General features: G+C 71.3%; 18 protein-coding genes. 14 read left to right on the top strand and 4 right to left on the bottom strand.

Annotated features, from left to right (window positions below; all coding sequences use genetic code 11):
• Positions 1 to 70 precede the first annotated feature (70 nt).
• Together WFH25_RS05790 and WFH25_RS05785 are read left to right on the top strand one after the other, a co-directional pair.
• Positions 71 to 1,945, top strand: coding sequence for a hypothetical protein (locus WFH25_RS05790; protein ID WP_336697079.1), 1,875 nt, complete (start codon positions 71 to 73; stop codon positions 1,943 to 1,945).
• Between the two features lie 110 nt (positions 1,946 to 2,055).
• Entirely contained in the window at positions 2,056 to 2,187 is a 132-nt protein-coding gene (locus tag WFH25_RS05785; protein ID WP_258027649.1) for a hypothetical protein, read from the top strand.
• Between the two features lie 131 nt (positions 2,188 to 2,318).
• On the opposite strand, the gene WFH25_RS05780 is transcribed toward WFH25_RS05785, so the two are convergent.
• Positions 2,319 to 4,163 (bottom strand): AMP-dependent synthetase/ligase, encoded by a 1,845-nt coding sequence (locus WFH25_RS05780; RefSeq protein WP_336697078.1) that lies wholly within the window; start codon positions 4,161 to 4,163, stop codon positions 2,319 to 2,321.
• Positions 4,164 to 4,284: 121 nt separating this feature from the next.
• Here WFH25_RS05780 and WFH25_RS05775 point away from each other — a divergent pair, with 121 nt between their 5' ends.
• The 3 genes from WFH25_RS05775 (at position 4,285) to WFH25_RS05765 (ending at position 7,452) form a co-directional block, all read left to right on the top strand.
• A complete protein-coding gene (locus tag WFH25_RS05775) occupies positions 4,285 to 5,238 on the top strand; it encodes an ROK family glucokinase (RefSeq protein ID WP_070418641.1) in 954 nt (317 codons plus the stop codon).
• Positions 5,239 to 5,270: 32 nt separating this feature from the next.
• Positions 5,271 to 6,011 carry a lysophospholipid acyltransferase family protein gene (locus tag WFH25_RS05770; RefSeq protein WP_070418642.1) on the top strand — a complete coding sequence of 247 codons (741 nt, stop codon included), beginning with the start codon at positions 5,271 to 5,273 and terminating at the stop codon, positions 6,009 to 6,011.
• A gap of 97 nt (positions 6,012 to 6,108) precedes the next feature.
• Entirely contained in the window at positions 6,109 to 7,452 is a 1,344-nt protein-coding gene (locus WFH25_RS05765; RefSeq protein WP_092387865.1) for a class II 3-deoxy-7-phosphoheptulonate synthase, read from the top strand.
• Positions 7,453 to 7,952: 500 nt separating this feature from the next.
• Here the strand turns inward: WFH25_RS05765 and pknB are convergent, their stop codons facing one another.
• On the bottom strand, positions 7,953 to 9,977 hold the full coding sequence (gene pknB, locus WFH25_RS05760; protein WP_336697077.1) for a Stk1 family PASTA domain-containing Ser/Thr kinase: 2,025 nt from the start codon (positions 9,975 to 9,977) through the stop codon (positions 7,953 to 7,955).
• Positions 9,978 to 10,146: 169 nt separating this feature from the next.
• Positions 10,147 to 11,322 (bottom strand): LysM peptidoglycan-binding domain-containing protein, encoded by a 1,176-nt coding sequence (locus WFH25_RS05755; protein WP_442892402.1) that lies wholly within the window; start codon positions 11,320 to 11,322, stop codon positions 10,147 to 10,149.
• Between the two features lie 229 nt (positions 11,323 to 11,551).
• Here WFH25_RS05755 and WFH25_RS05750 point away from each other — a divergent pair, with 229 nt between their 5' ends.
• Positions 11,552 to 11,908, top strand: a complete 357-nt coding sequence (locus WFH25_RS05750) for an Rv2175c family DNA-binding protein (protein ID WP_336697075.1) — start codon at positions 11,552 to 11,554, stop codon at positions 11,906 to 11,908.
• Positions 11,909 to 11,980: 72 nt separating this feature from the next.
• Here WFH25_RS05750 and WFH25_RS05745 read toward each other — a convergent pair whose 3' ends face one another.
• Positions 11,981 to 13,099 (bottom strand): polyprenyl synthetase family protein, encoded by a 1,119-nt coding sequence (locus WFH25_RS05745; protein ID WP_070418645.1) that lies wholly within the window; start codon positions 13,097 to 13,099, stop codon positions 11,981 to 11,983.
• 83 nt (positions 13,100 to 13,182) lie between these two features.
• On the opposite strand from WFH25_RS05745, the gene WFH25_RS05740 reads away from it, so the two are divergent.
• From WFH25_RS05740 to mraY, 8 genes are all read left to right on the top strand, one after another.
• Entirely contained in the window at positions 13,183 to 13,578 is a 396-nt protein-coding gene (locus WFH25_RS05740) for a DUF3040 domain-containing protein (protein WP_070418646.1), read from the top strand.
• A 913-nt stretch (positions 13,579 to 14,491) separates the two neighbouring features.
• Entirely contained in the window at positions 14,492 to 14,923 is a 432-nt protein-coding gene (gene mraZ, locus WFH25_RS05735) for a division/cell wall cluster transcriptional repressor MraZ (protein WP_022906684.1), read from the top strand.
• A 106-nt stretch (positions 14,924 to 15,029) separates the two neighbouring features.
• Complete coding sequence (gene rsmH, locus WFH25_RS05730; RefSeq protein ID WP_336697171.1) at positions 15,030 to 15,995, top strand: 16S rRNA (cytosine(1402)-N(4))-methyltransferase RsmH; 966 nt, start codon at positions 15,030 to 15,032, stop codon at positions 15,993 to 15,995.
• A 1-nt stretch (position 15,996) separates the two neighbouring features.
• Positions 15,997 to 16,650 (top strand): hypothetical protein, encoded by a 654-nt coding sequence (locus tag WFH25_RS05725; RefSeq protein WP_070418648.1) that lies wholly within the window; start codon positions 15,997 to 15,999, stop codon positions 16,648 to 16,650.
• Between the two features lie 57 nt (positions 16,651 to 16,707).
• A complete protein-coding gene (locus WFH25_RS05720; protein ID WP_083413723.1) occupies positions 16,708 to 18,477 on the top strand; it encodes a peptidoglycan D,D-transpeptidase FtsI family protein in 1,770 nt (589 codons plus the stop codon).
• 14 nt (positions 18,478 to 18,491) lie between these two features.
• Entirely contained in the window at positions 18,492 to 20,129 is a 1,638-nt protein-coding gene (locus WFH25_RS05715) for a Mur ligase family protein (RefSeq protein ID WP_309779271.1), read from the top strand.
• Entirely contained in the window at positions 20,126 to 21,631 is a 1,506-nt protein-coding gene (locus WFH25_RS05710) for a UDP-N-acetylmuramoyl-tripeptide--D-alanyl-D-alanine ligase (protein ID WP_336697074.1), read from the top strand. The genes WFH25_RS05715 and WFH25_RS05710 overlap by 4 nt, the downstream gene beginning before the upstream one ends.
• The gene (gene mraY / locus WFH25_RS05705) at positions 21,628 to 22,731 is read left to right on the top strand and encodes a phospho-N-acetylmuramoyl-pentapeptide-transferase (RefSeq protein WP_071294947.1); all 1,104 of its coding nucleotides are present in this window, start codon (positions 21,628 to 21,630) and stop codon (positions 22,729 to 22,731) included. The genes WFH25_RS05710 and mraY overlap by 4 nt, the downstream gene beginning before the upstream one ends.

The raw sequence follows: 22,731 nt of genomic DNA, 5'->3' as shown, positions 1-22,731 counted from the left end.
GCACCCTGACTCGGGGGTGAGGTGCGTGCGCACTCCTGGGTACGGTGACCGCGTCGACCAGGGGAGCACCATGACACAGGGACCAGCCCGCCGCGCCGTCGTCGCCGTCCTCGGCGTCCTCGGCGTCGCCGCGGCCACCGCCGTCGGCCCGGCCACCACCGCGCCGGCCGAAGCCGCCACCGCCGCGAGCGTGCCGACCTACACCGAGTCGCCCGACTACGCCACCGAGACCTTCGGCGACCCCTGGGACTACAGCAACACCGCCGACCAGAACACCGACCGCGTCGGCTACGGCCGCTACTCGATCAGCAAGGGCCACCTGATCGGCACCCTCGAGCGCTCCACCTACTTCTCCCCGGTCGAGACCATGCCCGGCACGCTGCCCTACGGCCGCGACGGCGCCCTCCACCCGATCGACACGAAGCGCTACACGCACCTCTCCGTCTCGATGGACCAGCCGTACGCTGGCCGGCAGATCGCGATCAGCTGGTTCACCTGCGCAGCACGATCGCTCAGCTGCATGGGCGGCGTGACGGCGAAGGTCGAGAAGGGGAACCACGTCGTCGACGTCGACCTCACCGGCAAGTCCGTCATGGGCGGGCACGTCCCCTGGACCGGTTCGAAGCCGACGCTGCTCCGCGTGCAGCCGATCGTCGTCCACACCGGCGAGAGCCCGAGCGGGAAGGTCAGCATCGACTGGACCCGGCTCCACGGCGGGTCCGCCCCGCAGGACGCCCTGCCGGCGGGCGACTACGGCACCTTCCGGGTCGTCGCCCGACCGATCGCGGTCGTGGACAGCCCGAACCCCGACCAGGGCAAGGACCTCGCCGCCGTCCAGCGCGGGCGCTCCTGGGTCCTGACGAACGGCGTCGCCGGGCGCGGCGTCACGCTGAAGAACGCCCGGTTCCGCAGCTGGAGCTCCGTCGGCCTCACCGCGCAGAACGCCGGCCCGATCGTGCGCGACCCCGAGGTCGTCTTCCCGGTGTCGGCCTTCGACGGCAAGCAGTACCACTGGCTGTCCTGGTCGATGTCGTACGACGGCGCCTACGACCTCCGCAACGCCCCCGGCGGCGGGAAGATGGCGCGCCTGGTGTGGTCGGTGCGCGGCGCGAAGGGCCTGCAGGTCAGCAACGACGTCCTGACCTTCTCCGGCGCCAACGCCACCCCGGTCGGCCCGAACGAGTCGGGCGAGAACCGCATCGACCTCGCGGCGACGAACCCCCTCGACGAGACGATGCCGAAGGGCAGCCCCGGGTGGAAGCAGGTCGTCGCGAGCCTCCGCTGGGACCCGAACGAGGACCGCGGTGCCGCCGTCTGGCACCTCAAGTCGTTCCACCTCCGCGCGGACCCGGCAGCCAACGGGTGGACGCGCATCGGCTTCCACGACGCCGCCTGGACCGCCGGGACGACCGCGAAGGTCACCGTGACGCGCGACGGCACGACGACGAAGCGCGTGCTGGTGGACGGCGTGGCCGTGGCGAAGGGTGCGAACAGCGTGCCGTTCGTGCTCGGCACGCTGCCGGCGGGGAGCTACCACGCGACCGTCACGCTCCGGCACCCGGACGGCTCGACCGCGACGAGCACCTCCGCGGCGCCCGTCCGGATGTCGGCGGCCCCGGTGGGCGCCCACGACCCGCGCGGGCACGACCAGGCACCGGCGGCCACCGCGACGGGGGTCACGGTCGCGGGCTGGGCCTACGACCCGGACACGACCCGGCCGCTGACGATCCGCGTCGCCGAGGCCGGGCGGGTCCTCGCGACCGGCACGACCGGCCTCACCCGGAACGACGTCCGGAAGGTGCACCCGGACGCGCCGATCGGCTCCGGCTACCGCTTCGCGGTCCCGCTGGCGAGCGGGTCGCACACCCTCTGCACGACCGCCGTCGGCGCCGGCTCGGGCATGCCCGAGACCGACCTCGGATGCCGGACCGTCCGCGTTCCGTGAACGCCGTGGTGACACCCCAACGTGGGATTGTCGCTTTGTCCTGACGAAGAGGTACCGTATCGCCGTCGGCTTCCCACCGACACCGTTTCCCACACCCCCAGGACATCCCCATGACCGCACAGAACGACGAGCTCAGCTCGCACCGCACCCGCACCAACCGTCGCCCCACCGAGGTCCAGGTCACGACCTCCTCGACGGCCGTCCTCGACGCCCCGGAGACGCAGCAACCGCAGGAGCGCTGAGCGCGCGGGCGGACGCGACCACGGGTCGCGCCCCGCGCGCAGGGTGACGCACAGGAGGCGGGGGGGGGGGGGGGGGGGCGCGGCCCCCCCCCCCCCCCCCCCCCCCCCGCCTCCTGGCACGCGTCGCGGACCTAGCCCCGGCGGCGGCGACCCTCGACGACGGGCGTCGCGATGGTCTGCACCTTCGACCCCGAGTAGATGTGCTCGACGTCGGCGGCGAAGTCCTTCAGGACGACCGCGCGCTTGATCGTCAGCTTCGGCGTGAGGTGCCCCGATGCCTCGGTGAGGTCGGTGTCGAGCACCGTGAACGACCGGACCGACTCGGCACGTGAGACGCGCTGGTTGGCGGCGTCGATCGCCTCCTGCACGGCCTGGTGGACCCGCTCGTCGTAGGCGGCCTCGTGCGCGGTGAGCGCCGGGGTGATCCCGCGCGTCTCGCACCAGCCGGCGAGCATGTCCCGGTCGAGCGTGACGAGGGCGGCGACGAAGGGCTTGCCCTCGCCGACGACGACGACCTGTCCGATGAGCGGGTGCTCGCGGATGCCGTCCTCGAGCGGTGCCGGTGCGACGTTCTTGCCGCTGGCGGTGACGATGAGCTCCTTGGCGCGGCCGGTCACGGTGAGGACGCCGTCGGTGTCGAGCCGGCCGAGGTCGCCGGTCCGGAACCAGCCGTCGACGAGCGCCTTCGCGGTGGCCTCGTCGTTCCGCCAGTAGCGGTCGAAGACGTCGACGCCGCGGATGAGGATCTCGTCGTCCTCGGCGATCCGGATCTCGACGCCCGGGAGCGCGCGGCCGACACTGCCGATCCGGAGCTCCCCGGCGCGGTTCACGGTCGCGGGAGCGGTCGTCTCGGTGAGGCCGTACCCCTCGAGGATGAGCACCCCGATCGACCGGAAGAAGTGCGACAGCCGCGGGGAGAGCGGTGCCGAGCCGCTCACGGCGTAGCGGACGCGGCCGCCCATCGCGTCGCGGAGCTTGGCGTAGACGAGCCGGTCGAAGAGCTTGAACCGGAGGGCGAGCCCGAGCGGGACCTTCCCGCTCGCGAGGGCCTCGGAGTGCGCGACCGCGGTCTTCGCTGCGGCGCGGAAGATCCGACCCTTGCCCCCGAGGTCGGCCTTCTGCTCGGCGGAGTTGTAGATCTTCTCGAACACGCGCGGGACGGCGAGCAGGAACGACGGCTTGAACGTCGACACCGCGTGCATGAGGTCCTTCGTGTCCGGCTCGTGGCCGACGAGGACGCCCGCGGAGACGGACATCACCGCGATGAACCGGGCGAAGACGTGGGCCATCGGGATGAACAGCAGCGTCGAGGCGTCGTCGGCGACGACCTCGGGCATCGCCTCCGACGCGCCCTCCACGGTCGCGGTGAAGTTGTCGTGCCGGAGCACGCAGCCCTTCGGCCGGCCCGTCGTCCCCGAGGTGTAGATGATCGTGGCGTCGTCGTGGCCGTGCACGTCGACGGTGCGGGCGTCGAGCTCGGCGTCGGTGACGTCCTCGCCGAGGCGGACGAGGTCGTCGAGCCCGCCGCCGTCGATCGTCCAGTGCTGGCCGAGGTGCGGCAGGTCCGGTGCGATCGACGCGACACGGCGGGCGTGCTCCTCCTGCTCGACGACGATCGCGACGGCCTCGGAGTCGGAGAGGATCCAGCGCACCTGGTCGGGGGAGCTGGTCTCGTAGACCGGGATCGACACGAGGCCGGCGGTCCACACGGCGAAGTCGACGAGCGTCCACTCGAGGCGGGTGCGCGACAGGATCGCCACGTGCGCGCCGGGCTCGAGGCCTGCGGCGACGAAGCCCTTCGCGATCCCGCGGACCCGACGTTCGACGTCGGCCGCGCTGATCGGGGTCCAGGTGTCGCCGCGGCGCTCGGCGAGGATCGGACGGTCCGGTGTCGCCCGCGCCCGCTCGGAGAGCAGTCGGGCAGCCGAGCCGTGGTCGGGTGCGGTGATCGGTGTTGGGTGCCGCTGATCGTTCACGGTGACTCCCTTGTCGGCCGGTTCGATTCGAGTGCGCCTCATCGTCGAGGCGACACCGCCAGCATAGGGCGCGGTGTCGAGCGTTCCGTGTGGACGCAGGGAACCGGTAGGCTCGTTCCTCGTGCACGCCATCGGAATCGACATCGGGGGCACCAAGATCGCGGGAGCGGTCGTCACGGAACTGGGCGAGATCGTCGCCGAGGACCGGGTGGCCACCAACGCTGCGGACCCGGACGCCATGCTCGACGACGTGGTCGCGATGGTCTCGCGACTGCGCGCCGCGAACGAGGTCAGCGCGGTGGGCGTCGCCGCGCCGGGCTTCATCGACGCCTCGCAGTCGATCGTCTACTACACGCCGAACATCCGGTGGCGGAACGAGCCGCTGCGCCAGAAGCTGCAGCAGCGCATCGGTGACCTGCACATCACCGTCGACAACGACGCCAACGCGGCGGGCTGGGCGGAGTTCCGCTTCGGTGCCGGACGGCTCGTGTCCGACATGACCATGCTGACGATCGGGACCGGCGTCGGCGGTGCGATCGTCACCGAAGACCGCCTCTTCCGCGGGGGCTTCGGCACCGGTGGCGAGATCGGCCACCTCCGGATCGTGCCGAACGGCCTCCCGTGCGGCTGCGGCGCCCGCGGCTGCATCGAGCAGTACGGCTCCGGTCGTGCCCTGCAGCGCATGGCGAACGACGTCGCGGACGCCGGCGGCATCGGTTCCGCCCTCGCCGACGCGCGTGCGGCCAACGGCGGCGAGCTCGACGGGCACATCGTCGGCGACCTGATCCTGGCCGACGACCCGGGGGCCCTCGCGGCCCTGCGGCGGCTCGGTCGGCACCTCGGCGAGGCCTGCGCCTCGCTGTCCGCCGTGCTCGACCCGCAGCTCTTCGTCTTCGGCGGCGGCGTCGCGAGTGCGGGGGACCGGCTGCTCGACCCGATCAAGCAGGCCTACCTCAACAACCTGCCGGCCCGGGGCTACCACCCGGAGCCGGACTTCGTGATCGCCGAGCTCGTCAACGACGCCGGTGTCGTCGGCGCGGCCGACCTCGCTCGGATCCACGCCCGCACGGCGTAGGGTCGCACCACCCCACCGTCTCGGAGTCGACGATGACCTACTGGCTGCTGAAGAACTTCCTGCTCGGGCCGCTCATCCTCACGCTCTTCCGGCCGTGGGTCGTCGGTCGTGAGCACGTCCCCGCGAAGGGGCCGGTGATCTTCGCGTCCAACCACATCTCGTTCATCGACTCGGTGATCCTGCCCGCCGTGCTCGACCGCCGGCTGTCGTTCCTGGCGAAGAGCGACTACTTCACCGGTCGCGGGCTCAAGGGTTGGGCGACGAAGACGTTCTTCAACGCCATCGGCCAGCTCCCCATCGACCGCTCCGGCGGCAAGGCGTCCGAGGCGTCGCTCCGGACCGGCCTGCAGGTCCTCGCCCGGGGTGAGCAGCTCGGCATCTACCCCGAGGGCACCCGCAGCCCGGACGGCAAGCTCTACCGGGGCCGCACCGGCATCGCCCGCATGATCCTCGAGGGGCGCGTCACCGTCGTCCCGGTCGCCATGGTCGGCACGCGCGAGGTGCAGCAGATCGGGCAGCGCTTCCCGAAGTTCAAGCGCGTGGGCGTCGTCTTCGGCAAGCCCCTCGACTTCTCCCGCTTCGAGGGCTTCGAGACCGACCGCTTCATCCTCCGCAGCGTCACCGACGAGGTCATGCACGAGCTCGCCGGGCTGAGCCGCCAGGAGTACGTCGACGTCTACGCGACGAGTGTCAAGGAGCGTGCGAGCACGGCGCGCGAGCAGGTCCTCCGCGGCAAGGTCACGCGGAATGGGCGGGGCACCTCGGCACGTTAGGATTCGATGGTTCCGGCATCCGCCCGGACGGCCATCCCTTCGAGAGGTACCACCCTTGTTCGAGTCGACCGACTTCGTCGCCCTGCAGGATCCGGACGTGATCGAGGGCCTCGACTATTGGCGGACGCTCCCGATCAAGCAGCAGCCCACGTGGCCGGACGCCAGCGCGGCCGAGGCCGCCTCGGCCGAGATCGCCACGCTGCCCCCGCTCGTCTTCGCGGGCGAGGTCGACAAGCTGCGTGAACGGCTCGCGTCGGCGGCCCAGGGCAAGGCGTTCCTGCTGCAGGGCGGCGACTGCGCCGAGACGTTCGCCGGCGCCACGGCGGACTCGATCCGCGACCGTGTGAAGACCATCCTCCAGATGGCCGTCGTGCTCACCTACGGTGCGTCGATGCCCGTCATCAAGATGGGCCGCATGGCCGGGCAGTTCGCCAAGCCGCGCTCGAGCGACTTCGAGACCCGCGGCGACGTCACGCTGCCCGCCTACCGCGGCGACATCGTGAACGGCTACGACTTCACCCCGGAGAGCCGCCAGGCCGACCCCCGACGCCTCGTGCAGGGCTATCACACCGCTGCGTCGACCCTGAACCTCGTCCGTGCCTTCACGCAGGGCGGGTTCGCCGACCTGCGCCAGGTGCACTCGTGGAACAAGGGCTTCGCGTCGAACCCGGCGAACGCCCGGTACGAGCACCTCGCGAAGGAGATCGACCGCGCGATCCGCTTCATGGACGCCTGCGGTGCGGACTTCGACGAGCTGAAGCACGTCGAGTTCTACGCCTCGCACGAGGGGCTGCTCATGGACTACGAGCGCCCGATGACCCGGATCGACTCGCGGTCCGGGCTCGCCTACGACACCTCCGGACACTTCATCTGGATCGGTGAGCGCACCCGCGACCTGGACGGCGCCCACGTGGACTTCCTGTCCCGCGTGCGGAACCCGATCGGCGTCAAGCTCGGCCCGACGACCTCGGTCGACGACATGAAGGCCCTGGTCGACAAGCTCGACCCGAACCGCGAGCCGGGGCGCCTCACGTTCATCACCCGCATGGGCGCCGGCAAGATCCGCGACGAGCTGCCGAAGCTGCTCGAGGCGATCAAGGGCATGGACGCCAACCCGCTGTGGGTGACGGACCCGATGCACGGCAACGGCCTGACGACGCCGACCGGGTACAAGACCCGTCGGTTCGACGACGTCGTGGACGAGGTCCTCGGCTTCTTCGAGGCCCACCGCGAGGTCGGCACGTACCCGGGCGGCATGCACGTCGAGCTCACCGGTGACGACGTCACGGAGTGCCTGGGCGGCTCGGAGCAGATCGACGAGGCCACCCTCGCGACCCGCTACGAGTCCCTGTGCGACCCGCGGCTGAACCACATGCAGTCGCTCGAGCTCGCGTTCCTGGTCGCCGAGGAGCTCGGCGCCCACCCGCACGTGCGCGCGTAGCGCGTAGCGCGCCAGCGATTCGCGAGAGCGACAGGGTCCTGCGGGGTCTCCGAGGGACCCTGTCGCCTTAGCGGCACGGGCTGCGTCGCGATGCGCACGTCCGTCGCTTTCGCGCCGTGGTCGCCATGACCGTGGGACGGGAGGCGCGGTGTCAGTCCGCACCGCGCCTCCCGTCCGTCGCGCGCTCGTGACCCCGTCGTGCGGGCCCAGTCTCGCCGCGCCGCCGGCGGTCGCGGTGTGCGAAAGCGACAGGGTCCCGCGGAACCTCCGCGGGACCCTGTCGCCTCAGCGGCACGGGCTGCGTCGCGATGCGCACGTCCGTCGCTTTCGCGCAGTGGTCGCCACGACCGTGGGACGGGAGGCGCGGTGCCAGCCCGCACCGCCCCTCCCGTCCGTCACGCGCTTGCGGCCTGGCCCGAGACTCGGCCCGGCGGACAGTTCGGGCCGCGCGAGGGCGCGGAACTGTCCGCGGGGCCGAGACTCGCCGCCGCGCGGTGCGCCTACTGCTTGTAGGCGAGCGTGATCGTGTCGCCGCGGTGCACGGTCGTACCCGCCGCCGGGTCGGTGGACTCGACGGGGAGCGAGGCCTTCCAGTCGTAGAAGCCGCACAGGATGTTCGTGCAGTCCGGCACCGAGACCTTCAGCCCGAGCGCGTCGAGCGTCGAGGTGGCGTCGTTGATCGTCTTCCCGTGCACATCGGGCAGCGTGATGGGCGCCGGACCCTTGGACACGACGACGTCGATCGCGGAGCCGCGTACGACGGGGTCGTCCTGGGCCTTCGCGGACATGATCTGCCCCTCGGGCACGTCGTCGCTGAACTGGCCGTCCTGCGAGCCGAGCGTGAGCCCCACCGTGTCGAGCGTCGCCGTGGCGTCGCTCACGGACTTGCCGACCACGTCCGGGACCGCGCCGAGGGAGACCGTGAGCGTCACCGGGCCGCGTTCGCCGTAGGTCTCGACCGTCGAGAGGTCGATCGTCTCGCCGTCGGTGCCGAGACCCGTCGCGGCGATGACGGTGTCCTTCGGGGCGTCGGCGGAGAACTGGTACTGGTCGTCCTGCAGCTGGAAGTCGTCGTCGAGCGCCGCGGTGACGGTGGAGAGCGGCTGCCCGACGATGGCCGGCAGGGCGATCATCTTCGGGCCGTTCGACACGACGATCTGCACCGAGGTGCCCTTGCGGACCTCGCGCTCGGCGGCGGGCTTGGTCGTGGAGACCTGGCCCTTCGCGACGACGGCGTCGAAGCGGGTCGCGGTCGACGACGCCGTGTGGAGGCCCTGCGCCTCGAGGAGCTGTCGTGCCTGCGAGACGGACTTGCCCGTGACCTCGGGGATGCGGACGTTGCCCCACGGCCCGGGTCCGAGCGCCCAGCCGATCGAGCCACCGATCGCCATGAGCACGAGGACGACGACGAGGATGATCCACCCGCGCTTGCGGCGCTTGGTCGACTTGTCGGCGAGTCGCTGTCCGGCGGGGGAGAGCGCCCCCGGCTGCGACCCGGTCCGTCGGGGCCCCGGGGCGTTCCGGCCCGCGCGACCACCGGGCTGCTGTCCGGACGAGCGCTGGGCCGGTTCGAGGATGGTGGTGGCGTCGCCCGAGTCCGCCGAGGTCGGCGTCGCGGACCCGGCGGGGATGATCGCGGTCGCGTTCTCGGGCCGCAGCACGGCGGTGCGGTACTGACCGGTGGCACGCTGCTGGTCGCCCGACATGTGGTCGAGCATCTCGCGGGCGTCGCGCGGCCGGTCGTCCGGGTTGCGGGCGGTGGACCAGGCGACGAGGTCGTCGAGCTCCGGCGGGACCCCGGCGACGGCGGCGCTCGGCGCGGGGACGGAGTCGTTGGCGTGCTGGTAGGCGATCTGCATCGGCTGCTCGCCCTTGTAGGGCTGCTCGCCGGTGAGCATCTCGTAGAGCATGATGCCGAGCGCGTAGATGTCGCTGCGGGAGTCGGCGGCGCCGCGTGTGACGAGCTCGGGGGAGAGGTACGCGATCGTCCCGAGCAGGGCCGCCCCGGTCGCGGTGTTCGCCGTGGTCGCGCGGGCGAGACCGAAGTCGCCGAGCTTGATGCGGCCGTCGTCGGCGAGCAAGACGTTCTCGGGCTTGAGGTCGCGGTGGACGATGCCGGCGCGGTGGGCCGAGGCGAGCCCGGCGAGGACGGCCCGGAGGATGTCGGTCGCCTGCTCCGGCGTCAGTGCGTGGTGTTCCTGCAGGAGGTCGCGGAGCGTGATGCCCGGGATGTACTCCATGACGATGTACGCCGTGTCGTCCTCGGCGCCCTGGTCGTACACGCCGACGAGGTTCGGGTGGGAGAGCCGGGCGGCGGACCGGGCCTCTTGGATGAAGCGCTCCCGGAAGGCCTGGTCGTCCGCCAGGTGGCCGTGCATGATCTTGATCGCGACGCGTCGCTCGAGCCGCACGTCGGTCGCCAGGTACACGGTCGCCATGCCCCCGCGCGCGATGCGGGAGCGTACGCGGTACCGGTGATCGATCATGCGACCGATCATCGGATCCGTGGCGGCGTTGGTGGTCATCGGCGGCATTCTACGAATCGGGACTGCACGGACCCGCACTGACGCTCCGGTCGTGACCGAATCTCGATCTTGCGGATGACTCGGTTCCGCCGAGCGGCCAGGCGCGCGAGCGCGCGTGACGGCCCGACGGACGGGCGTGCGAGCGCGCGCGACGGCCCGGCGGCCAGGCTCAGAGCGACGCCAGCAGGCTCTGCGCGGTCTTCTCCCACTGCGCGTACGCCTTCGGGTACGCCGACACCTGCACGGCCTGCGCCGCGGTCGTGACGTTCATCGACGACCAGCCGGCGATGTCGAGCAGCCCGCGGGTGTGCCCGGGGTTGCCCGTGAAGAACCGCTTCGCCGCCGTCGCCGGGTCCTGCAGGGCCGCAGCGGACCCCCAGCCCTGGCTCGGCCGCTGCTGGAACAGCCCGACCGAGTCGCGGTCCCCGTGGGAGAGGTTGCGCAGGCTCGACTCCTGCATCGCCGCGGCGAGGGCGATGACGATCCCGTGGTCGGACACCCCGAGGGAGCGGCCGACCGCCACGATCGTCGCCGCGTTGCCCCGCTGCTCGGCGGAGAGCGAGGGGCCCGACGACGGCAGGACGAGCGTCTTGCCGGCGTAGATCGTGCTCGTGTAGGTGAGCCCGTTCGCCGAGAGGAGCGCCGAGACCGTCACGCCGTGCGAGGCCGCGATCGAGGCGATGGTGTCACCCGTCCCGATCTTCACGCTGCCGGCCCGGGCCGACGACGCACTGCCGGAGGTGGAGGCCGGAGCGGACGCGACCGCCGCCACCGGCGCTGCCGTCGCACCCGCGGTCGGCACCCGCAGCGTCTGCCCGGGGTAGATCACCGAGCGCTGGGAGAGCTTGTTCGCACTGAGGAGCGCCGTGGTCGACACACCGACGCGCGAGGCGATGCCGGACACCGTGTCGCCCTGCTTGACGTGGTAGCTGCCCGTGGCCGAGGTCGTCGCCGACGCCGTGCTGACCGCCGGCGTCGAGGAGAGGTGCAGCGTCTGCCCGGGGTGGATGATCGTGTTCCAGCCGAGGCCGTTGCGCACGAGGACCTCCTGCGCGGACAGGCCGTAGCGGGCGGCGATGCCCGACACGGTGTCGCCCTGACGGACGGTGTAGTTCGTGGGCACAGCCGTGGTGGGCGCCTTCGTCGAGACGGCGGCGACCGTGGTCACGGTGGTCTGCGACGGACGGGCGACCGCGGTCTCGAAGACCGGTCGATCGGTCACCGTGTGGTCCTCGTCGACGTGCCGCTTGTTGCGGTTGTCGTCGTCGTGGCGCGGTTCGGCGTGGGCGACCGGGCCGGTGAGTCCGGCGGTCACCGCGATCGTCCCCGCGAGGACGATGGGCATGGTCGCGAACCGGGCGGATCGTGCGCGCCGGGCGTCTTCGTCTGCAGCGTTGTCCACGGTGTCTCCTGTTCGAGCGGTGAGCCGGTGCACGTGCGTGCGCACTCACAGGTGTTCCCACGCTGGCATGGCGTGATTCCCAAGTCAACCAGAGAGTCGGATGTTGCGTGTGTGACGAATGTGACGAACGAGTCGGTGTGACGCCCCGTCCCACTCTGGCAACATGGGGCCTGTGAGTGCTGCACCCATCGACGACACGACCCTTTCCGAGCGATGGCTGACCGTCCCCGACCTCGTGGACCTGCTCGGGGTGAGCCCCGGACGCGTCCACCGGCTCTTCGAGCAGAAGACGCTGCTGGCCGCGCGCATCGACGGCGTCCTGCGTGTGCCGAGCGAGTTCCTCGACGACACCGAGCCCCTGCCGGAGCTCCGCGGGACGCTCATCGTCCTCTCCGACAACGGGTTCACCGACGACGAGGCCGTGCGCTGGATGCTCTCCGTCGACGACGCGATGGGCACCTCGCCGATCGCCGCGCTGCGCGCCGGCCGCAAGGCCGAGGTGCGGCGCATCGCCCAGTCGCTGCTCTAGCGGTTCCCACGTCGGGTCCAGGAGGCGCGGTGCCAGCCCGCACCGTGCCTCCTGGCATGCAGGTGGGGGCGTCTACGCGGAGCGGCGGCTGACCGTGTCGGCCAGCGCGACGAGCTGCTCGCGCGCCGACGGCGTCAGCGGTGCCGCCTCGATCGCGGCCTTCGCGCGCTGCACGTGCCGCTCGATCGACCGCTCGACGGCGGCGACCGCACCGGACTCGGTGAGCGTCGCGCGGAGCATCTGGACCTGCGCCTCGTCGAGGTCCGGGTCGCCCAGGAGCTCGTCGAGCAACTGGCGCGGGCCACTCGGCAACGCCTTGCGGGCCGAGGCGATGAGGACGGTGCGCTTGCCCTCGCGCAGGTCGTCGCCGGCGGGCTTGCCGGTGACCTCGGGGTCGCCGAAGACGCCGAGCATGTCGTCGCGGAGCTGGTACGCCACGCCGAGGGGGAGGCCGAACGCCCGGAGCCCCTCGAGCTGCGCGTCCGATGCCCCGGCCACGAGGGCACCGATCACGAGCGGGGCCTCGATCGAGTACTTCGCGGACTTGAAGACGATGACGCGCTGGGCCCGGACGAGGTGCTCGTCCTCGTCGATGGTCGGCCAGGCGGTCTCCTCGTGCACGTCGAGGTACTGCCCCGCCGTGACGTCGAGGCGCATGGTGTGGAACTCCTGGCGGACGATGCGGCCCCGCGCGGGGTCGAGCAGGGCGAGCCCCTCGTCGAAGACCGAGTCGCTCAGGGAGAGCAGGAGGTCGCCGAGCAGCAGCGCCGAGTTCGTGCCGTAGAGCGCCCGGTCGCCGACCCAGCCCGACTCCTCGTGCAGGGACTCGAACCGGCGGTGCGCTGCAGGACGCCCGCGACGGGTGTCCGAGCGGTCCATGATGTCGTCGTGGACGAGCGCCGCGGCGTGGAAGATCTCGAGCGCGGCCGCGACCGTGACGATCGCCTCGGCCGTGGTCTGCCGGGACCCCTCGCCGAGCGGGTCGAACGAGCCCGACCGCCCCGCGACGGACTGCCAGCCCCAGTAGCAGAACAGGGCCCGGAACCGCTTGCCCCCGGAGAGCAGATCCCGCGCGTACTGGTCGAACGGAGCCAGGTCCGGACTGATCGCTGCGAGCCGTTCCCGTTGGTCGTCCAGCGCTCGATCGATCCGCGCCGACACGAGGTCCACTAATCGCGTACTCTCAGCCACACTCCCTACCCTAGTGGAGCGGTCGAGTCGTAGACTCGGTCCACCTCAACCACGCGTCGATCCCAGGAACAGAGGGAACAAAGATGCCACTCTCGGAGCAAGAGCAGCGCCTCCTCGAAGAGATGGAGCGCAGCCTCTACCAGAATGACTCCGACTTCGTCGCGCGTGTCACGCGTCGCCAGGGTCGTCCGACGTACACGTCGATCACGCTCGGGGTGCTCGGAGCACTCGCAGGCGTCGCCATCGTCATCGTCGGATTGGTCATGCGCCAGCCGCTCATCGGGATCCTCGGCTTCGTCGTGATGCTGGCCGGAGTCCTCTTCGCGCTGCGTCCAGGTATGCGAGCCCCCAAGGCGAAGGCGCCTCGGGCCGGCAAGCCGTCGACGGGCGGAGCCTCGCGGCCGAGTCAGGGCGGCGGCGGGTCCTTCATGGACCGGATGAACGACCGCTGGGACAAGCGGAACGACAACCAGGGCTAGCGGCCCTCCACACTCCTCCACGGGGTCGGTCCTTCGGGGCCGGCCCCGTTTCGTGCGTCCGGGGGCGGCCGGGGTGGGTCGGGGTGAGCGGGCGCCGCGCCGACTGTGCGGAACACGCCGCGACCCGTTCGGCGACCGGGCGAAATCGGTCCCGCTCGAGCCCGCGCGGCGGCCGATCGTGCCCGCTCGACGGTCTGCGCGCGGCGGGTCGTGATCGCTCGGCGACCGGGCGAAATACGTCCCGCTCTAGCCCGCGCGGCGGCCGATCGTGACCGCTCGGTGACCGGGCGAAACACGTCCCGCTCGAGGCTGCGCGGCGGCCGATCGTGCCCGCTCGGTGGTCCGCGCGCGGCGGGTCGTGACCGCTCGGCGACCGGGCGAAATGGGTCCCGCTCGAGGCCGCGCGGCGGCCGATCGCGCCCGCTCGGCGGTCCGCGCGCGGCGGGTCGTGACCGCTCGCGGGAGACCGCGCGTGCCATCGGACGGGAGGCGCGGGTCGGCGCCGCACCGCGCCTCCCGTCCCGCAGGTGCCTGCTGAACGGGCGCAACACGCCGTCGGCAGGTCGCCGAGCGGGCGCGAAACGGCCCGCTCGGCGCGGCCGAGCGACCGATTCCGCCCGCTCGGCAACCGGCACGACCCGCGCGAGCCGCGCGAGCCGCCGCCGCGCCGCGGGAGCGCGCCCCGGAGCTGTGGAAGTCCTCCACTTCCCTCCACGTGCTCCACATCCCTCCACCGGGTCCTCGATCCCCGTAGAACCGGGCCTCTCCGCGCCCAGGGACGCCAGAACTGAGCCTCCATCGACCCCAAAACAGGGCACGACGGCGATTTCGGGAATGATTTCCGCGCCATGGGGAGGGGAGTGGAGTAAAGTGGGGGACACAACGGTCCGGTGGAGCGGAGGGGAGGCCCGACGTGCTGCTCGGTACCCATGCCCCGAAGCTCGACGAGAAGGGTCGCGTGATCCTCCCCGCCAAGTTCCGGGACGAACTGTCCGGGGGCCTCGTGATGACCCGCGGGCAGGAGCGCTGCGTCGTCGTCTTCAGCGCGGACACGTTCGAGCAACTGCACGAGCGCATCCGCACCGCACCGATGACCTCGAAGCGCACCCGGGACTACATGCGCCTGTTCCTCTCCGGAGCGAGCGCAGAGCAGCCCGACAAGCAGAACCGCGTCACCATCCCGCAGAACCTCCGCGAGTACGCGGGGCTCGAGCGGGACCTGACGGTCATCGGCTCCGGTGACCGTGCCGAGATCTGGTCGACCCCCGCGTGGGAGGCCTACTACGCAGAAGTCGAAGAGGGCTTCGCCGACAACGACGAGGAGGTGATCCCGGGGATCTTCTGATCCGTGGATCGGGACTCCCAGCCGTGCATCCCTGACACCCCTTCCCCGGTGTCAGGTCGCATGGATGGGGATCCGGACCCGCGGCCCGGAGGACGAGGGGCTGCACATGGCCGAGAACGAGACAGGCGCACAGCGCTTCCCTCACACCCCGGTGATGCTCGAGCGCATCGTCGACCTCTTCACGCCCACCCTCGAGGGGCCGGGCAAGGTCGTGGTCGACGCGACGCTCGGCATGGGCGGTCACTCCGAGGGGCTGCTCGAGCGCTTCCCGGAGCTGACGCTCATCGGCCTCGACCGCGACACCGACGCGCTCGGCATCGCGGGGGAGCGGCTCGCCCGCTTCGGTGACCGCGTCCGCCTGGTGCACACGGTCTACGACGGCATCGTCGACGCGATCGAGGGCGAGGGCTTCGACGAGGTCGACGGCGTCCTGTTCGACCTCGGCGTCAGCTCCCTGCAGCTCGACCGGGCCGAACGCGGCTTCGCGTACAGCCAGGACGCGCCGCTCGACATGCGGATGGACCGGACCGAGGGGCAGACCGCCGCCGACGTCCTCGCCACCTACGACGAGGGCGAGCTGCGCCGGATCTTCCAGCGCTACGGCGAGGAGAAGCTCGCCGGTCGCTACGCCCGGGCGATCGTCGAGCGGCGGGCGACCGCCCCGTTCGAGATGTCCGGTGACCTCGTGCAGGTCCTGCACGACGCGACCCCGGTGGCCGTCCAGCGCCAGGGACACCCCGCGAAGCGCGTGTTCCAGGCGCTGCGCATCGAGGTGAACGCCGAACTGAGCGTCCTCGAACGGGCGATCCCGGCAGCGCTCGACGCCATCGCGGTCGGTGGCCGCATCGTCGTCGAGTCGTACCAGTCGCTCGAGGACCGCATCGTCAAGCGGGCGCTGACCGCACGGACGAAGTCGAGCGCACCCGCCGGCCTGCCGGTCGAACTGCCCGAGCACCGGCCGACGTACGAACTGGTCGTCAAGGGCGCCGAGCTGGCCGACGAGGCCGAACGCGCCGCCAACCCACGAGCAACCCCCGTGCGCCTGCGCGCGGCCGAGCGGATCCGGAAGTGACATGAGCACGAACCTCGCACTCGTCGACCCCGCCGTCGTCCCGTCCCGCGCCCCGCGTCCGACGCGGCAGAACCGGCCGGAGCTCGTCGAGGTCACCCCGACGAAGGCCCAGCGCCGTGCCCGCCCGCGCATCGCGTACGCCGTGGTGGCGGTGGCCGCCCTCGGCATCCTGCTCCTCGCGCAGCTCGGCATCAGCATGGTGCTCAGCCAGGGCGCGTACACGCTGAACTCCCTCAGCGCGGAGCAGACGAACCTCTCCCGCACGCAGCAGTCGCTGTCCGAGGAGCTGCGGGTCCTCGACTCGCCGCAGAACCTGGCCCGCAACGCGCAGGCACTCGGCATGATCGCGAACTCGACGCCGGTGTACCTCGACCCGAAGACCGGCCGGGTGTACGGCACGCCGACCCCGGCGGTCGCGGACCAGGCCACGGCGGCGACCTCGAACCAGGTCCCGAACTCGCTGCTGGACGAGGTGCCGCTCGCCGCGAAGCAGGGCGACACCTCCACCAGCAAGGAGAGCGGGCCCACGGCGGGCAGCGACGCCGCCGCGGCGGACGCTGGGAAGACCGCAGGCGCCAGCGCGTCGGCCGGGGCTTCCTCGACGGCCGACGTAGAGTCCGACCCGAACCAGCTCCAGGCCCCGTCCACCCGGTGACCTGCGGGCCGGGGGCCCTGCCGCACGACCGCTCCACCCCGGGAAGGACCGCACCGCGTGACGAAGACGATCCGCAGCCGACGACTCCGCTACAGCGTCGTGATGATCGCCGTGATCGCCCTCGTGGCGGTCTTCGTGATCCGCCTCGTCGACATCCAGGTGGTCCAGGCCGCCGCGCTCAACGAGCTGTCGAAGGAGAAGCGGAGCATCCCCGTCACGATCTACGGCACCCGCGGGTCGATCGTGGACCGCAACGGGACCGAGCTCGCCGACAGCGTCACCCGGTACAACATCACGACCGCGCCACGCCTGGTCAAGAAGTTCGAGGGCAAGCTCGGCGGCACGCGGGTGAAGGACGTCTCGGTCGACCAGGCACTGACGGCACTGGCGAAGGCGTCGGGCGGTGACGTCGCCACCATGCAGAAGAACATCGCGGCCAACCCGCGGTCCGACTTCGCCTACCTCGTCAAGGGCCTCGACGTGAAGCACTACGAGGCGGTGACCGCGCTCGACATCCCATGGATCTACAAGGAGCAGCAGGCGTCACGGGTGTACCCGACGGGTGCGACGGCCGGCAACATCACCGGCTTCATGGGCACCGACGGCGCCCAGGCCGGCCTCGAGTACGCCTACGACAAGTGCCTGGCCGGGTCGAACGGCTCCGAGACGTACGAGCGCGGGTCCGACGGTGTACAGCTCCCGGGCAGCACCGTGACCACGAAGGAAGCCAAGGACGGCGGGACCGTCGAGACCACGATCGACGGCGACCTGCAGTACATGGCCGAGCAGACGATCGCGTCCGCGGCGAAGTCCCTGCAGGCCGAGTCGGCGACGGCGACCGTCACGAGCGTGAAGACCGGCGAACTCCTGGCCGTCGCGGACTACCCGACGGTCGACCCGAACAACGTCGACGGCACGACCGACAAGGGTGCGTTCGGCTCCCGGGCCCTCACGGCCACGTACGAGCCCGGGTCCACGATCAAGGCCGCCATCGCTGCCGCCCTCATCGACCAGGGCAAGTCGAGTCCGACCGACCAGGCCGTCGTGCCGTACACGCGCTCGTTCCCGTGGGGCGGGTCGATCCACGACTCCGAGTTCCACGACACCGAGAACCTCACGCTCACGGGCATCCTGCAGAACTCCTCGAACGTCGGGATCACCGAGCTCGGGGAACGCCTGACTGCCCAGCAGCGGTACGACTACATGCAGAAGTTCGGCCTGTTCGAGCCCGAGTCGGCGATCGACTACCCGGGCCAGCCGTCGATGGACTACGGCACGAGCCCGAACTGGGACCAGCAGACGAACATCAACTCGATGTTCGGTCAGGGCATCTCGACGACCGCGATCCAGGTCGCGAGCATCTTCCAGACCCTGGCGAACGACGGCGTCCGGATCCCGCTGCACCTCGTCAAGGGCTGCGAGACCGCCGACGGCAAGACGATCGACGCGCCCGACGTGCAGCCGACGCGCGTCGTGTCCGCGAACGCCGCGACGCAGGTCACGGACATGCTGCAGAGCGTGGTCACCGGCGGCACCCTCGTGGGGATGAAGCCGATCTCCGGCTACAACATCGCCGCGAAGACCGGTACCGCCGAGGTCGCCGAGGGGTCGAAGGGCTACGGCGGCCAGCGCATCACCTCGGTGGCCGGAATGGCACCCGCCGAGGACCCCCAGTATGTTGTCACGGTGACGTTCACGAAGCCGCAGGCCAACAAGTGGTCCAGCGGAGCGGCTCCGGCGTTCCGAACTCTCATGTCCCAGGTGCTCGAGAAGTACCGAGTAGCCCCCTCCACGACGCCGGCGAAGACCTACCCGACCACGTGGTGAGGAAGAAGGAGCACTTGTCCGCACGGATCCCCCCGGTCCTCCGACCCGAACACCCGACCCCGAGGGCCGTGGCCGAACTCGCGAACGCGTTCGGTCTGCGAGTCGTCGGCTCGGTCGACGCCGTCGAGACGACCGGCGTCACCCTGAGCGCCGCCGAGGTGCAGCCGGGTGACCTCTTCGTCGGCGTGCACGGTGCGAACCGGCACGGCGCGGAGTTCTCCGCCGAGGCCGCCGAGCGCGGCGCGGTCGCGGTCCTGACCGACGACGCCGGCGTGGAGCACGCCCAGGCGGCCGGTCTGCCGGTGCTCGTCGTCGACGACCCCCGTGCGGCCCTCGGCGACGTGTCGGCGTGGGTGTACCGCACCCACCCGGACGAGGCCACCGACCTGCCGCAGCTGTTCGCCGTCACCGGCACGAACGGCAAGACGAGCACGTCCTACATCCTCGAGGGGATCCTCAAGCAGCTCGGCCTCGTCACGGGCCTCAGCTCCACCGCCGAGCGGCACATCGGCACGCTCAGCGTCACGAGCCGCCTCACCACGCCCGAGGCGAGCGAGATGCACGCCCTGCTCGCCCGGATGCGCGAGAGCGAGGTCCGCGCGGTCGCCGTCGAGGTGAGCGCCCAGGCCCTCAGCCGCCACCGCGTCGACGGCATCGTCTTCGACGTCGCGGCGTTCACGAACCTGTCGCACGACCACCTCGACGACTACGCCGACATGGAGGAGTACTACCAGGCGAAGCTCCCGCTGTTCCAGCCCGAACACGCCCGTCGCGGTGTCGTCTCGCTGGACACGGACTGGGGCCACCGCGTGGTGCAGGACTCCCGGATCCCGGTCACGACCATCACGGTCCACCCCGACGTCGAGGCCGAGTGGCACGTCGACATCGTCGAGGCGCACGCCGCCTACACGGAGTTCCGCCTGACCGGTCCCGAGGGCCGTGCGCTCACCACCCGTGTGCCGCTGATCGGCTGGCACATGGCCGCGAACGCCGCGCTGGCGATCGTGATGCTGGTCGAGGGCGGGTTCGAGCTCGGTGCCATCGCGCACGCGCTCGAGACGAACCACCGCCGCTACCCGGACGAGGACGAGCGCGAGCAGCGCGGCGAGCGGACGAGCGCCATCGAGTGCTACCTGCCCGGCCGGACCGAGCGCGTCTCGGGCGACCGCGGCCCGAGCGTCTACGTCGACTTCGGCCACAGCGCCGACGCCTTCGAGAACACCCTCGCGGCCGTCCGGCAGTTCACCCCCGGCAAGGTCCTCATGCTCTTCGGCGCCGACGGCGACCGCGACAAGACCAAGCGCGGCGACATGGCTCGCGTGGCGGCTGCGGGGAGCGACATCCTCGTCGTCACCGACCACCACCCGCGCTTCGAGGACGCTGCGTCGATCCGGAAGACCCTCGTCGACGCCGCGCGCGAGGCGTTCCCCGAGCACGAGCTCCACGAGGTCAGCCCGCCCGAGGCCGCGATCCGCACCGCAGTGAGCCTCGTCGGCGAGGGGGACTCGATCCTCTGGGCCGGCCCCGGCCACCAGGACTACCGCGACATCCAGGGCGTCCGCACGCCGTACTCGGCACGCGACGAAGCCCGCCAGGCCCTCCGCGAGGCCGGTTGGGAACCGAACTCCGGCCCCACCGAGGAACTCCGATGATCGCCATGACCCTCGCCGAGATCGCGACAGCGGTCGACGGCGAGCTGATCCCGGGTGCCCAGGCGACCGACGTCGCCGACCAGGGCGACCTGGTCGTCGACGGCACCGTCGAGACCGACTCCCGCCTCGTGACGCCGGGCAGCGTGTTCTTCGCGCTCCCGGGCGAGGTCACCGACGGGCGACGCTTCGTCCCCGCGGCGACCGAGGCCGGCGCCGCACTCGTCATCACGCCCGAGCGCGTCGAGACCACGGCACCGCAGATCGTGGTGACGGACGGCTACGACGCCCTCGCCGCACTCGCGCACGAGGTCGTCACGCGCGTCCGGATGGCGACCGCCGACCGCGTCGACGCCGACGGACGCCCGGCGCCGCTCAAGGTCGTCGGGATCACCGGCTCGAACGGCAAGACGAGCACGAAGAACATGCTCCGCACGATCCTCGAGCAGCACGGCGAGACCGTCGCGCCGCAGGGGTCGTTCAACAACCACGTCGGTGCGCCGATCTCGATGCTCCGCATCACCGAGGACACCCGGTACCTGGTCGTCGAGATGGGCGCGAGCGGCATCGGCCACATCGCCAAGCTCGTCGCGATCGCCGAGCCGGACGTCGGCGTCGTCCTCAAGGTCGGCCTCGCGCACGCCGGCGAGTTCGGCGGGATCGAGGCGACCCAGCGCGCCAAGTCCGAGATGGTCACTGACCTGCCCCGGAGCGCGACCGCGCTCCTCAACGTCGACGACGACCGTGTCGCGTCGATGCGCGACCTGACGGCCGCCCACGTCGTCGGCTTCGGCACGTCCGACGACGCCGACTACCGCATCACCGGCATCGAGACGGACCGCAACGGCACCCGTTTCACGCTCACCGCGCCTCCCGTCCGCCAGGAAGGCGACCCGTCTGCGGACGGACGGCCAGGAGGCACGGATCGCGTCGGCGTGCAGCTCGCGATCCTGGGTGAGCACCACGCCATGAACGCATCAGCCGCGCTCACGGTCGCCCACCTGTGGGGCGTCCCGCTCGCCGCCGGCGCCGCCGCGCTCGCATCGATGACGCGCGCCGAGCGCTGGCGCATGGAGCTCCTCCCCGGCGGCCCCGACGGCGTCACCGTGATCAACGACGCCTACAACGCGTCGCCCGACTCGACCGCAGCGGCGCTGCGGACCCTGGCGCAGATCGTGCGCCCGGGGGAGCGGACCGTCGCCGTGCTCGGCGAGATGGCCGAGCTCGGCGAGTTCTCGACGGAGGAGCACGACCGCATCGGTCGGCTCGTCGTCCGTCTCGGCATCGGACAGCTCGTGGTCGTCGGCCGCGGCGCGATGCCCATCCACCAGGCCGCCACCCTCGAGGGATCGTGGGACGGCGAGTCCGTGTTCATCGAGGACGTCGACGACGCCGTCCACTCACTGCAGGACATGCTCCGCCCCGGCGACGTCGTCCTCGTCAAGTCCTCGAAGTCCGCCGAACTGCGATTCCTCGGCGACCGCCTCGGAGGTGTCACCGAATGATCGCCCTCCTGATCGCCGGCGCCGTGTCGCTGGTGTTCACACTGCTGCTCACGCCGCTGTTCATCAAGCTGTTCCACCGCCTCGGCTGGGGACAGTTCATCCGCGACGACGGCCCGCAGTCGCACCACACGAAGCGCGGCACGGCGACGATGGGCGGCATCGTCCTCATCATCGGCGCGGTGCTCGGCTACTTCGTCGGACACCTGGTCGGCCGTGACTCGGTCACGCTGTCCGGCCTGCTCGTCCTGTTCCTCATGGTCGGCCTCGGGTTCGTCGGGTTCATCGACGACTTCCTCAAGGTCCGTCGTCAGCGCAGTCTCGGGCTCGGCGGCTGGGCGAAGGTCCTCGGGCAGGTCATCGTCGGCGTCATCTTCGCGACCGTGGCGCTCGTCGTCCCGTCCGGCAACGGCAAGCCGCCGGCGTCGACGATGGTGTCGGCCATCCGGGACATCCCGTGGCTCGACTTCATGGCGCTCGGCACCGTGATCGGCACCGTGCTGTTCCTGGCGTGGATCGTCCTGCTGACGGTCTCGACGTCGAACGGCGTGAACGTGGCGGACGGGCTCGACGGCCTCGCGACCGGCTCGAGCATCCTGGCCATCGGCTCGTACGTGATCATCGGCTTCTGGCAGTCGAACCAGATCTGCGGCGGTGCCCGGCTCGACGCCAGCACCGAGCACGCCTGCTACACCGTGACCAACCCGCTGGACCTCGCGGTCGTGGCCGCGGCGGTCTGCGGTGGCCTGATCGGCTTCCTCTGGTACAACACGTCGCCGGCGCAGATCTTCCTCGGCGACACCGGGTCGCTCGGTCTCGGTGGCGCGCTGGCCGGCCTGGCGATCCTCAGCCGCACGGAGCTCCTGCTCATCCTCATCGGCGGCCTGTTCTTCATCGTCACCGGTTCGGTCATCCTGCAGCGGGCGTACTTCAAGATCACGCACGGCAAGCGCATCTTCCGGATGAGCCCGCTGCACCACCACTTCGAGCTGAAGGGGTGGGCCGAGGTGACCGTCGTCGTCCGGTTCTGGATCATCGCGGGACTCTGCGTCGCCGCGGGTGTCGGACTCTTCTACCTCGAATGGATCGCACGAGTTGGTTGA

This window comes from Curtobacterium sp. USHLN213 (assembly GCF_037144815.1).
Lineage (GTDB): Bacteria > Actinomycetota > Actinomycetes > Actinomycetales > Microbacteriaceae > Curtobacterium.
This window is presented reverse-complemented; position numbering and strand designations above follow the sequence as displayed.